Raw genomic sequence first — 12889 nt, forward strand, 5'->3', positions numbered from 1 at the left:
CGAAAGGCGCTACGCCCATCGGCGTTTCTGGCACACGTCGCCCCCCCTTGTCGGCGCGTGCCTCCGTCCCTCAGGCTGGAATACACACCATGCTGGAACAGCAACTCGTCAACGCGCTCTCCCTCGGGTGCGTGTACGCCTTGTTCGCGCTCGGGTTCACACTCGTGTTCGGCATCCTCGGCGTCATCAACCTCTCGCACGGCGCAGTTTTCATGGTCGGCGCCTATGCCGCGCTGCAAGCCGTCGCGCATCTGCATCTGCCGCTGTGGGCTGCGATCGTTACCGCAGTCATCGCCTCGGGCCTGTTAGGCCTGGTCATCGACGTGCTCGTGCTCAAACCGTTGCGCAAGCGCGGTGCGCCTCACCTGATTCCGATGATCGCCACCATTGGTGTGGGCATCTTGCTCAACAACGGTGTGCAAGGCATTTTCGGCGCAGAGAACCTTCGCTTTCCGTACGACATTGTCTCGCAGGACACCATCACGGTGGCCGGCGTGCACATGACGGTGCTCGAGCTCGCGATCATCTTCATCTCGTTCGCGCTCATGGCGGTACTCATCACCACGATCAAGAAGACCCAACTGGGACGCGCGCTGCGCGCCATCGCCGAATCGCCGAAGGCCGCCTATCTGCTCGGCATCAACGTCGAAGGCCTGTTCCTCGCCACGTCGTTCGCTGCCGCGGGTCTGGGCGGCATGGCCGGCGTGCTGATCGGTCTGTACTCCAACGCCGTGTTCCCGCTCATGGGGCAACCGATGTTGCACAAGGGCATCGCGGTGATCATTCTGGGCGGGATGGGCGACATTCGCGGCGCCATGATCGGCGGCTTGTTCCTCGGGTTTGCCGAAGTGTTGTCGGTGGCATACATCGGCTCGAACATGCGCGACGCCGTGGCGTTCGGCCTGCTGTTCCTGATCCTGCTGGTGCGTCCGCAGGGGTTGTTCGGCAAAGTGCTCGAACGCAAAGCGTAATCACGGGGGCGCAATGGACTGGTTCAATAATTTCTGGGCGGTATACAGCAATCTGGTGCTCACGCTGGGCACCAATGCGCTGCTGGCCCTGTCGATTTATCTCACGCTCTCGTGCGGCATGCTGGCAATGGCCAACGCTGCCTTCATGGGCATCGGCGCGTACACCGCTGCGTTGCTGACGATGAATTACGAAACGCCGTTTGCCGTATCGCTCGCGGGCGGCATGGCGGCGCCGGCAATCGTGGCGTTCATCATCGGCAAGCCGACACTGCGTTTGTCTGGCGTGTATCTGGCGATGGCGACGCTGGGTTTCGGCGAAGTCGTGCGCGTGCTCATCCTCAACACCGAAGACCTGACGGGCGGCGCGCTCGGTCTGAACGGTATTCCGCAACTGACCCAGTGGTGGCATGTGGCGGCTGCCGTCGTGATCGTCCTCGCAGTGTTGTGGCGTCTGCGTCGCTCCAAGGTCGGCCGTGCGTTCGAGGCGATCAAGGAAGACGAGACGGCCGCAGGTCTGATGGGCATCAACGTGACCGGGTACAAGATGCTGGCGTTCGTGCTGGGTGCCGTGCTCGCAGGTCTTGCCGGCGCGCTCAACGCGCATCTGACGTTCTTCATCGGACCGAACGAGTTCGGTTTCGACCGTGGTGTCGAGATTCTGACTATGGCGATTCTCGGCGGTATCAACGGTCTCGTGGGGCCAGTGCTCGGCAGCACGATTCTGACGTTGTTGCCGGAGTTGCTGCGGGCATTCAACGACTTCCGTCTCGTGGTCAACGGCCTGATTCTGGTGCTGATCGTGCTGTTCCTGCCCAAGGGCATCTGGGATCCGATGCGTTTTCGCCGTTGGTTCCGTGCCGGCAAGACGCGCTCGGCCTCTTCCACGTGAGCGGCGGGGGGACACGACATGCTTAAGCTTTCCAATATTTCCAAGCGATTCGGTGGACTTCACGTGCTTCAGGACGTGAACATCGAGGTGCCGCAAGGCACCATCTTCGGCCTGATCGGGCCGAATGGTGCGGGCAAGACGACGGTCTTCAACCTGATTACCGGCCTGTTGCAGCCCACCGGCGGCAGCATCACGTTCGACGGCGAGAGTCTGGTGGGCGAAAAGCCGCACCGGATCACGCAGCGCGGCGTGGCCCGCACGTTCCAGAACATCCGCATCTTCAAGGAGATGACGCTGATCGAGAACGTCGTGGTGGGTATGCACCGCCATCTCACATACGGTCCGGCGGGGTTGCTGCTGTCGCTGCCGGGCTTTCGCGACATGGAGAAGCGCTCGCGCGAACGTGCGCACGAGTTGCTTTCGTGGGTGAAGCTCGATCACAAGGCGTACGACATTGCCGACAATCTGTCGTACGGCGACCAGCGCAAGCTCGAACTGGCGCGTGCGTTGGCTACCGAGCCCAAGCTCCTCTTGCTCGACGAGCCGGTCGCCGGCATGAACACGGGCGAGAAAGTCGACCTCATGAGCGAGATCGAGAACATCAAGGCGCGCGGTTACACGATCTTCATGATCGAGCACGACATGCGCTTCGTGATGGGCCTGTGCGAGCGGATCGCCGTGCTGAACTTCGGTCGGATCATCGCCGAAGGCAAGCCGGACGAAATCAAGAACAACCCGCAGGTTATCGAAGCCTATCTGGGCCGCGATGACGATGACGATGTCGCTGCCATGGCGGCGGATGCGGAGGATAAGGCATGAGCGCACTGCTCGAAGTAAAGGGCCTGAAAGTGGCCTATGGGCATATCGAAGCGGTGAAGGGCGTCGACTTTGCATTGCGCGAGCACGAGATCACGTCGCTCGTGGGCGCGAACGGCGCGGGCAAGTCCACTACGCTGCTCGCTCTGTCGGGCCTCATCCGCAAGCAGGCCGGCACGATTCTTTTCGAAGGCGAAGACATCGGTGGTCTGGCGCCTAACAAGATCGTGCAGCGTGGGCTGGTGCAGGTGGCCGAAGGCCGCGCCACGCTCACGACCATGTCGGTGCGCGAGAACCTTGAACTCGGTGCCTATACGCGACGCGACAAGCAGAACGTGAAGCCCGATCTGGACAAGGTCTTGCAACGGTTCCCGCGACTTGCCGAGCGCCTCGACCAGATGGCGGGCAATCTGTCGGGTGGCGAGCAGCAGATGCTGGCGATCGGCCGTGCGCTGATGGCTCGCCCGCGTTTGTTGTTGCTGGACGAGCCGTCGATGGGCCTGGCGCCGATCATTGTGCAGGGTATTTTTGCCACGCTGAAGGAAATCAACGCCGACGGTCTGACCATCTTTCTGGTGGAGCAAAACGTTCGTCAGGCACTGAAGATCGCCCAGCATGGCTACGTGCTCGAAACCGGCAAGGTCGTGCTCGATGACACCGGCCGTAACTTGCTGGGTAATCCGCGCGTTCTGGAGGCGTACCTGGGCGGTTGAGCCGGAAAGTTCGTTCCGGCGAACTCCGCAGAACCAGCAAGGCAAGCAGGAACGCAGCACGCGCGACGAAGGCGAAGCACTGTGACGGAGGAGGCGTTCAAAACGGGCGTTTCCGGTACCACACGTCGTTGCCTCGGACTGACGCCCAGCGGCGTCGACCCGTTACCGAAAGGTGGCCGGTCGGCGCCGTTTTTTCATTGGGGCGGGCAACCGATGGCACGTTGGCAGACGGCGGGATTTGGTGCATGCTGCGCCTAATTGGCCACCGGCAGTTGCGGTGTGCGCAATGAAAGGTCACCGTCGAATCTACGTCACGCTTACCGAGGCGAAAGGGATTTCATGGACGGCTTTCTCATGGAGCATGCATCGCGCGGTCAGCGGACGTTTGCCGGCTGTCTGGCGATCGTCATTCTTGCCGCCTTGATACTGGCGGCGCCGCAAGCCACTGCCAGGCTGCCCGCCGTCGCGCCATTCCTGCCGATGTGCGGACTGACGGTGTTCACCACCGCGACCATCGCGTCGTATCTGCTTTGCGCGCAATTTCAGGTAAGTCGTTTGCCCGTATTCGGGTGGCTTGCCGGCGCCTACGGGTTCACGGCACTGACCGTAGCGATGCAACTGCTGACCTTCCCGGGACTATTTGCCCCGACCGGATTGTTCGGCGCGCATCCGACCACGTCCGGCTGGATCTGGGTGTGCTGGCATGCCGGATTCCCGGCGCTCGTGCTCGTTGCCATGATCTCGCGGCGTCTTTTCTCCCCGCAATCCGTGTCGCAGTTGCCTTCGACGAGTCGTGGCATATGGCTCTATGTCGGTGCGCCGCTCATCGTTGGCGTCTTGTTGTGTCTGGTCGCGCTGGCCGTTCCGTTGCCGCCGGCGCTTGCACCGGCCACGGCGCCCGGCGATTTCTCGGCAAGCGGCACCGGCATCGTGTTGCTCGTCGTGAATCTCGTCGCGCTCGGCGCAGTACTGGGTATCGGGCGATTGCGTACGGTGCTCGACCTTTGGGTCGCGCTCGCGATTCTGGCGTGCGTGACGGACACCGTGCTCAGCCTGATGAGCACCGTTCGATTCTCGCTGGGCTGGTATATGGCGCGATTTTTCAGCATGTCCGCGCCGGGACTGCTGGTTTGCGTGCTGGTGTGGGAGGTGACGCGGCTGTATCGCGAGCTCACCCGAGCCCATCTGCGCCTCATCGAATACAGTAATCGCGACGCGCTCACCGGCATCTACAACCGTCGCTATTTCAACGACCGTTTCCCCGGCGACTTCGAGCAGGCGCGTCGATCGGGCCGGCCGCTCTCGCTACTGATGGTCGACGTCGATCACTTCAAACGGTACAACGATCAGTACGGTCATCCGAGTGGTGACGAATGTCTTGAACAAGTCGCCCTCGCCCTGATGCGGGCAACGCACCGTCCGACGGACCTTGTCGCGCGCTATGGGGGCGAGGAGTTCGTGATCGTCCTGCCGGATACCAACGAGCGGGGGGCGGAATTTGTCGCAACGCGTGTGACGGACAGCGTGCGTGCGTTGGCCAAACCGGGGCCGGGACCGCAGGGATGGGTGACCGTCAGCGTCGGATGCGCGACTCACGTACCGCAGCAGGGCGACGCGCGAGATACGCCCGAGCGGCTGATCGCCTTGGCAGACGACGCGCTTTATACCGCCAAGCATCTTGGTCGCGACCGGGTGCATGTGGCGACGATCGGGCGCCCGGAAGCGGCAAGCAGCGAGCAAGCATGCGGCGCCTCTGCGGAGGTGCCGCGCGCGAATTTAAGCGCCTGAGGCTTCACCTGAGCGCGCGCCAAGCGTCGAACGAGCGCGCTCAGATGCGTTCGTAGGTGACAAAGGAATAGTCGAAGTCGTTCGGGGCGGGCGAATGATGCGTTTCGCGTGCCGTTTCGCGCCACTGTCCGGCGGGAAGCGCCGGAAAGTAAGCGTCGCCCTCGAATGCTTTGGCGATCTCCGTGACAACGACCTTGTCCGCGCTTGCCAGCGATTCGGCGTACAACTGCGCACCGCCAATCAGGCAAATCTCTTCGACGCCGACGCACAGCCGCATGGCATCGATGAGAGATCCGGCCACCTCACAACCCTCGATCTTGAGCGCAGGGTTGCGCGACACGACGATATTGCGTCGTCCCGGCAAGGGGCGACCGATCGAGTCGTAAGTCTTGCGGCCCATGACCACTGGTTTGCCGAGCGTTGTGCGCTTGAAGTGTGCGAGGTCTTCCGGCAAACGCCAAGGCAATTGATTGTCGCGCCCGATCACGCCATTTTCGGCGCGGGCGACCACCAGCGTCAGAATCGTCATACGGCCACCGGCGCCTTGATGTGGGGATGCGCTTCGTACCCGGCGATACGGAAATCTTCGAACTGGTAGTCGAAGATCGAATCGGGCTTGCGGGCGATTTCCAGCGTCGGCAGCGGGAACGGCTCGCGCTCAAGTTGCGTACGGACCTGCTCGAGGTGGTTGTTGTATAGATGGCAATCGCCACCGGTCCAGATGAAGTCGCCGACATCCAGCCCGGTTTGCTGCGCCATCATGTGGGTCAGCAATGCATAGCTCGCGATGTTGAAGGGCACCCCGAGGAAAATGTCGGCACTACGCTGGTACAACTGGCACGAGAGCTTGCCGTCGGCCACGTAGAACTGGAAAAACGCGTGACACGGCGGCAACGCCATGCGCGGAATTTCCCCCACGTTCCATGCGGACACGATCAGGCGTCGCGAGTCGGGCGTGGCGCGGATCTGATCCACAAGCTGCGTGATCTGGTCGATGTGCCCGCCGTCGGGGGTCGGCCACGAACGCCACTGTGCGCCGTAGACCGGGCCGAGCTCGCCGTCCGCATCGGCCCATTCGTTCCAGATGGACACGCCGTTTTCCTGCAGGTAGCGCACGTTGGTGCTGCCTTGCAGGAACCAGAGGAGCTCGTGCACGATGGACTTGATGTGCACCTTTTTCGTGGTGACGAGCGGAAACCCTTCCTGCAGGTCGAAGCGCATCTGATAGCCGAACACCGAGCGCGTGCCCGTGCCCGTGCGATCAGTCTTGTCTGTGCCATGTTCGAGAACATGGCGCATGAAGTCGAGGTACTGTTTCATAGGCCCATCCGTTTTGCCGGATTTTACCAGCCTCTGAGTGACGGCGTACTTTGCGAGACCAAGTCACGAGAGTAAGTCACGAGACTCGAACACGGGAGCCAGACCTGAGAGTCAAACGTGACACTCGAACGCGGGACTCAAACGCGAAGCTCAGGCGGAAGCCGTATGCGCGGCAAACGCCACCGGATGCTGCACCGTCAACCGCAATCCCACGCGATCGCCGGGCGCATGCGTCAGTTCCCCGTCGACTCGCGCCACGACTTCGTTGCCCGACGCCAGCCGCAGCGTGTAGAGCTGATCGGCCCCCCGAAACGCACGCCGCACCAGCGTCGCCTCGAAAGGGCTGGCCGGGTCGTGAGCGATGTCGTCTGCACGAAGGAGGACGTCGACACTCAAAGGGTACGCATCCTTCGTGGTGTGACGCAGAAGCTTGTCGGCCAGGGCCGACGAAACGGAAATCTCCCCGAGTTCCAGCGAGATGCCGCCGCCGTCCGCGTTGCCGCGGAATGTCCCGGGGATCAACGCGCCGCGCCCGATGAAGTCGGCCACGACCCGGTTGGCCGGAGCACGCCAAAGTTCGCGGGCGGCGGACCATTGTGCGATCGCCCCCGCATGCATCACACCGATGCGGTCTGCCATGGCAAACGCTTCATGTTGATCATGGGTGACCAGAATCGCCGTGGCCCCGCTGGCGCGAATGATCTCCCGGACCTCGACGGCCAGGCGCTCGCGCAGATCGAGATCGAGGTTCGAGAACGGCTCGTCGAGCAGCAGCAACGCCGGCGCGGGCGCCAGCGCGCGGGCTAACGCCACGCGTTGCTGTTGCCCGCCGGAAAGTTCGTGCGGGTACTTGCGCAGCGTACCCGCGAGACCGACCCGCTCGGCAAGCATCTCGACGCGAGCCTGACGTTCCGCACGCGCCATTCGGCCGAGACCGAAGCCAATGTTCTGCGCGACGTTCAGATGGGGAAACAGGGCGTAGTCCTGGAATACCACCCCGACGTGACGACGCTCCGGCGGCTCGCTGACCTGCGCGTTAGCGACCTCGTGGCCGTCGAGCACGATTCGCCCGCCGGCCAATGGCTCAAACCCACAGACAGCGCGCAGCACGGTCGTTTTGCCACAGCCGGAGGGGCCAAGCAGGCATCCGATTTCCCCGCGCGCGAGGGATAGCGATAGGTCACGGACGGCGGTGTGAGCGTGACCTGCGGTCTCGTAAGTGACGCAGATGTGGTCGAGCAGCAGATAGGGCAGGGGCATCGAAGTTCAGGAGGGTGATGTCGGCGAGCGGTGTTCTGCGCGTGTGGTCCCGGTATTGCAGGCACCGTGCGTGGCGCGGCACGGGCACTTTCCGTGAGTGGCCACGTCAGAGGTGGTGTTGCGAATGCGTATAATTTACAACGCTTTAGACCGAAGTGCCGGTTTCGGTTCCTTCAGGCGATACGCAAGATGAGGCTAGTCGAGGAAAAGGACCCGGCTTCATCAAGCCGCGGTTCGTTGTCCGCGGCCCGCGTATGTCGCTGGCTTGTGTGGTCCTCGTTTTTCCGTTCCATTGCCCATCCACCGGTTCCGACCAAGATTTGCCGATGTCATCGACGCCTCCGTCTCGCGCCGCCGCTGATTCTTCCTCCCTCGATTTGTCGGCCGACGCCGTCGGGGCCGGATCCCCCCATCGGGCGCCGGCCTTCGGGGCGACCGGAGCGGGACACGCGTCCCCTGATGCCCCACATGCCCCACATGCCCCACATGCCCCGCATGCGACGGATGCCCCGCAAATGGCGGGTCGCAGACGCCGCCGCTTCTCCGGGCGCTGGGCGTGGCGCATGACGGCATGGATTCCGGCGCTGATCGTTCTGGTACCGATGCTGGGCATCTTTGCGGCGTTGGCCGCAGGGGATGCCCAAACGCGCGAAGTTCTTTGGCACATGTTCGATACGGTGCTGCCGGAATACGCGCTCAACTCGCTGCGCATATCGCTGGCGGTTGCCAGTGGCGTTTTGGTGATGGGGGTGATGAGTGCCTGGCTGGTCGTGCACTACGCATTTCCCGGTCGTCGCGTGCTCGAGTGGGCACTGATTCTCCCGCTGGCGATGCCAGCGTACGTGACGGCTTACGCTTATACCGACTTCCTTCAGTTCTCCGGGCCGGTGCAAGGTGCCTTGCGAAGCATGCTCGCTGTCGACCGGGTCGCGTGGTTTCCGGAGATTCGCTCCTGGTACGGCGCGTCATGGGTGTTCGCCGGCGCGTTCTATCCCTATGTCTATCTTTTGGCGCGTACGGCGTTTGCAGACCATAGCCAACGTTTTTTCGAAGCCGCACGCACGCTCGGGTGCACACCGTCGCAAGCCTTTTTCCGGGTGGCGCTGCCGCTCGCGCGTCCGGCATTGGTAGCCGGCGTGGCGCTGGTCCTGATGGAGACGCTGGCTGACTATGGGGCGGTGGCGTACTTTGGCGTGCCGACGTTTACGACCGGCATCTACCGTGCCTGGCTCTCAATGGGGGATCGGGTCGCGGCTGCCCAGTTATCCGCCTGTCTGTTGTTTGCCGTGCTTGTGCTGTTGATCGCCGAAGCGCGCAGCCGCACGCGACTTCGGTACTACGGCGCGCCGGGGCGTGCACCAACTACGTCTCGCCGCACACGACTTTCCGGACGGCGAGGCGCGCTTGCCATGATCGCGTGTGCGTTGCCGCTCATCATCGGCTTTGCGCTGCCGGCACTCATCATGTTGCGACTGGCCGCGTCCGAATTGGGGCAGGTACCGTGGCCGCGCTATGGCGAGTGGGTATTCAACACCGTTCGGCTCGCGGCGGTGGCGGCCGTCGTGGCAAGCCTGTTTGCCATTGTGCTTGGATACGCTCAGCGATTGGCGCCTGGGCGCATCACGCGCGTGGCCGTACGCCTGGTCGGTGTCGGGTACGCAATTCCGGGGGCGGTCATTGCGTTGGGCATCCTCACGCCGGTCTTGCATCTCGATACCTGGTTGGGGAACCGGTTCGGGGCGAACGGCCTTGTGCTCGCGGGCACCAGCGGTGTCCTCATCTACGCTTATCTCGTCCGTTTTCTGCCGGCCGCGCTGCAAAGCGTCGACGCCGGATTTGCCCGGATCGCGCCGAACCTCGACGCTAGTGCCCGAAGCCTCGGCGTCGGCGGCTGGTCGATGTTGCGCCGGGTTCACCTGCCGCTCCTGCGAGGCAGTGTGTTGACGGCGGCGCTGCTGGTGTTCGTCGACGTCATGAAGGAGTTGCCCGCGACGCTCGCGTTGCGTCCGTTCAACATGGATACGCTTGCGGTCGTTACCAGCCATCTTGCTGCCGACGAGCGGCTCGCCGAGGCCGCAGTCCCGGCACTGACGCTGGTGTTGGTCGGCCTGTTGCCGGTCCTCGTACTCGCTCGGGCCATTTCGCGTCGCTCCCATCGTCCCTGATGCTCCGATGCCCTGGTGCCCGGAGACTCCGCGGAACCGCCTGTTAACTTTCTCGCCGAATGGGCGATCCGGCGCCCGACTTTGCCTGCGTTCGGCGTCATTGCGTCAAATCTAGAATCGTTTCCCCAGTTGCCGCGCCGATAGCGCCGCACTATAGTCAAATCAGACCCGGCAACCAAGCCGGGATGATTGAGCGTCAACAAAATGATTGCGATCATCATTTGCAAATGTTGGCTGTTCATGGCCTTGGCGACGGCACCACTGCCCGAGGCACCGCTAAACGCAGCGGACGGTGGCTGGAGTGCCGTACTGCTGACGGGGGCGATGCGCTAGGCGGTTGTCCTGGGAGGGATCGGCGCAAGGACATATGGGCGGACGCGGGCGTCCGGCGGTCCCGTGCAGCCTTTTTGAACGACGACGTCGTCATGTCGATCGCCGCACGCGGCTGTTCCCCCCTCGGCTTGAACCTCGGATCGTGGCGTCACGGTGCCTGGGTTTCGCCAGCTTTTGACGACGTTTCATACGGATTCGCGAACGCTGCGCACCGGTCAGGTGTTGTTTTCAAGCAGGGTCAGGGGCGGCCCCAAGTGGCGCTTTCGCCACATGCGCCGCAAAATCGCTGTCAATGGAGTGCCTTCGGGAGACAGGCATGGCGCTATGGCGGATCGATCTCGTCTCGTTGCGACTGTTCGTCGCCGTTTGTGAAGAGAGCAGCATCGCGCGTGCGGCCGAGCGTGAGTTCATCGCACCGTCGGCCGTCAGCAAGCGCATCAACGACCTTGAGTCTCTGGTCGGCTCGGCCCTTTTGCAGCGGCACAAATGGGGCGTGAGGGCCACCCCGGCGGGCGAAGCCCTGCTGCATCACGCACGCAACGTGCTACGTAGTCTGGAGAAGATGCAGGGTGACCTCTCCGAATACACCAGTGGCGTACGTGGCCATATACGCATCTTCGCCAACGTCTCCTCCATCGTCGAAACGCTACCGGACGAACTTGGCGCCTTTTTACGTCGCCATGAAGGGGTGAAAGTCGACCTCGAAGAGCACACCAGCGCCCAGGTCGTGCGTGGGGTTGCCGACGGGGCCACGGACATCGGGATTTGCTGGGATGCTGTCGATACGCGCGACGTCGAAGTCTTCCCTTATCGTCGCGACCAGATCGTGACGGTGCTGCACCGCGACCACCCGTTGGCAGGCGCCACGCGGTTAGCGTTTATCGAAACCCTCGACTTCGATCAGATCGGCGTGCATCCGGACAGCGCCATGTATACCGTTTTCCGCCGTCTTGCCGCGGAGCAGGGGAAAACGGTCAAATTCAGAATCCACGTCTCAACGTTCGAAGCGGTATGCCGCATGGTGCGGGCTCAGTTGGGGCTCGCCATCGCGCCGAAAGAGGCCGTCGGCACGTATTCGCAGGTGCCCGATGGCGAAGCGCTGCGTATCGTGCCGCTGACCGACCCGTGGGCCGACCGGCGGCTGATCGTCTGTGTGCGTCGCTACGATGCGCTTCCCGTGGCCTCCCGCATGCTGGTCGACCATTTGTGCGCGCGTAACGTAACAGCGCGTGACGGGGGAACGACACCGGACGGAAGTCACTCGGACAGCAAAAAGCTGGACGACGATCAGGCGCCGGGCGTGCAGGCATCGTGAATCGCGACGTCTGGCATGCCGAAACACCTCTTGTCGCGGTGTCCTGCGCAGCGGATGCTCTGGGAGCCGATAGCGATTCCGGCCGACGAGCCGGGGCGCGCCTGTATCTCGCATTTCGCGGGAGGAGACACGCGATGACACATGCCGAAGCGCGCCGCGTGCGCGAAGCCGTGGGACGTCTCATTCTCGTCCTCACGCTCATGGCGTTAGGTTTGATAGCGGTTGGCCTGAGTGGCGGCGCGTCCGCTGCACCTGCGCAGCCGCTCGAAAAATCGAAGATCACGATCGCCGTTGGCGGCAAGCCCGGTCTGTATTACCTGCCCCTCACGATTGCCGAACAGCTTGGCTATTTCAAGGACGAAGGACTCGACGTCACCATCGACGACTTCGCCGGCGGCTCCAAAGCGTTGCAGGCTGTTGTTGGGGGAAGCGCCGACGTTGGCACCGGCGCCTTCGAGCATACGTTGCTCATGCAGACCAAAGGCATGACCTATCAGTCGTTCGTCGTGTTGGGCGCGGCCCCGCAACTGGTCCTTGGCGTGGTGAAGACGAAGGCGGGCGACGTGAAGTCGGTCAAGGACCTGAAGGGCATGCGCGTGGGGGTGAGCGCCCCGGGGTCCAGCACACATATGCTGGTGAGCGTAGCGCTCACGAAAGCCGGACTCAAGCCGACCGATGTGTCGATCGTCGGCGTCGGTAGCAACGCCACGGTCGTCGCTGCCGCGCGCAATGGTCAGGTCGACGCCGTTTCCAACGTCGATCCGATGATGACGTTGTTGCAGGAGTCGGGCGACGTGAAGGTGCTGATCGACACGCGGACGCAGGCAGGAACGCACGCCATGTTTGGTGGCCCGATGCCTGCGGCCGTGATGTATGCACCGCAGAGCTTCATTCAAAAGAATCCTCGTACGGTGCAAGCGTTGGCCAATGCAATTGTGCGCGCGGACAAGTGGCTGCAACATGCCACGGCCGCGCAGTTGCTCAAAACGGTGCCCGAACCGTATCTGCTCGGTGACAAGACGCTCTATCTCAAAGCCTTCGCCAATTGCCGCGAGGCGTTCTCGCCCGATGGCATGATGCCCGCCGATGGTCCCGCCACGGCGCTCCGGGCGCTCGCGTCGTTCACCCCGGAGGTCAAGCCGGCGCAGATCCGGCTGGGAGACACCTGGACGAACGCGTTCGCCACGCAGGCGAATCGACAGTACCCCTGAGTACGACGAACGAGCGTTTGGACGTGATGACTTCATTTTTTCTTCGCTGCCGCCGATTCAGTGGGCACGTAACTTGCGATCGAAACGGGTGACCCGATGCGGGAACAT

The 12889-nt window shown here is 62.9% G+C and carries 11 protein-coding genes; 8 read left to right on the top strand and 3 right to left on the bottom strand.

Going from position 1 to position 12889, the window contains the following annotated elements; genetic code table 11:
• Nucleotides 1-89: 89 nt before the first annotated feature.
• From PCA31118_RS13615 to PCA31118_RS13635, 5 genes are all read left to right on the top strand, one after another.
• On the top strand, nt 90-971 hold the full coding sequence (locus PCA31118_RS13615; protein ID WP_150625736.1) for a branched-chain amino acid ABC transporter permease: 882 nt from the start codon (nt 90-92) through the stop codon (nt 969-971).
• A 13-nt stretch (nt 972-984) separates the two neighbouring features.
• Nucleotides 985-1860, top strand: coding sequence for a branched-chain amino acid ABC transporter permease (locus PCA31118_RS13620; RefSeq protein WP_150625737.1), 876 nt, complete (start codon nt 985-987; stop codon nt 1858-1860).
• Between the two features lie 18 nt (nt 1861-1878).
• Complete coding sequence (locus PCA31118_RS13625) at nt 1879-2679, top strand: ABC transporter ATP-binding protein (RefSeq protein ID WP_150625738.1); 801 nt, start codon at nt 1879-1881, stop codon at nt 2677-2679.
• Complete coding sequence (locus tag PCA31118_RS13630; protein WP_044455206.1) at nt 2676-3389, top strand: ABC transporter ATP-binding protein; 714 nt, start codon at nt 2676-2678, stop codon at nt 3387-3389. Before PCA31118_RS13625 ends, PCA31118_RS13630 begins: the two co-directional genes overlap by 4 nt.
• 339 nt (nt 3390-3728) lie before the next feature.
• The gene (locus PCA31118_RS13635; RefSeq protein WP_150625739.1) at nt 3729-5177 is read left to right on the top strand and encodes a sensor domain-containing diguanylate cyclase; all 1449 of its coding nucleotides are present in this window, start codon (nt 3729-3731) and stop codon (nt 5175-5177) included.
• A 40-nt stretch (nt 5178-5217) separates the two neighbouring features.
• On the opposite strand, the gene PCA31118_RS13640 is transcribed toward PCA31118_RS13635, so the two are convergent.
• The 3 genes from PCA31118_RS13640 to PCA31118_RS13650 form a co-directional block, all read right to left on the bottom strand.
• Nucleotides 5218-5706: a dihydrofolate reductase gene (locus tag PCA31118_RS13640; RefSeq protein ID WP_150625740.1), complete on the bottom strand. Its 489-nt coding sequence runs from the start codon at nt 5704-5706 to the stop codon at nt 5218-5220.
• Nucleotides 5703-6497 carry a thymidylate synthase gene (locus PCA31118_RS13645; protein WP_150625741.1) on the bottom strand — a complete coding sequence of 265 codons (795 nt, stop codon included), beginning with the start codon at nt 6495-6497 and terminating at the stop codon, nt 5703-5705. Before PCA31118_RS13645 ends, PCA31118_RS13640 begins: the two co-directional genes overlap by 4 nt.
• A gap of 150 nt (nt 6498-6647) precedes the next feature.
• Nucleotides 6648-7757 (bottom strand): ABC transporter ATP-binding protein, encoded by a 1110-nt coding sequence (locus PCA31118_RS13650; RefSeq protein ID WP_150625742.1) that lies wholly within the window; start codon nt 7755-7757, stop codon nt 6648-6650.
• 515 nt (nt 7758-8272) lie between these two features.
• On the opposite strand from PCA31118_RS13650, the gene PCA31118_RS13655 reads away from it, so the two are divergent.
• The 3 genes from PCA31118_RS13655 to PCA31118_RS13665 all read left to right on the top strand — a co-directional run bounded on the left by PCA31118_RS13655 (nt 8273) and on the right by PCA31118_RS13665 (nt 12781).
• Nucleotides 8273-9922, top strand: a complete 1650-nt coding sequence (locus tag PCA31118_RS13655; RefSeq protein ID WP_150625743.1) for an ABC transporter permease — start codon at nt 8273-8275, stop codon at nt 9920-9922.
• A 649-nt stretch (nt 9923-10571) separates the two neighbouring features.
• Complete coding sequence (locus PCA31118_RS13660) at nt 10572-11570, top strand: LysR family transcriptional regulator (RefSeq protein WP_246190225.1); 999 nt, start codon at nt 10572-10574, stop codon at nt 11568-11570.
• Between the two features lie 134 nt (nt 11571-11704).
• Nucleotides 11705-12781: an ABC transporter substrate-binding protein gene (locus PCA31118_RS13665; RefSeq protein ID WP_150625744.1), complete on the top strand. Its 1077-nt coding sequence runs from the start codon at nt 11705-11707 to the stop codon at nt 12779-12781.
• Nucleotides 12782-12889 lie beyond the last annotated feature (108 nt).

Source organism: Pandoraea captiosa (assembly GCF_902459775.1).
GTDB classification, from domain to species: Bacteria; Pseudomonadota; Gammaproteobacteria; order Burkholderiales; family Burkholderiaceae; genus Pandoraea; species Pandoraea captiosa.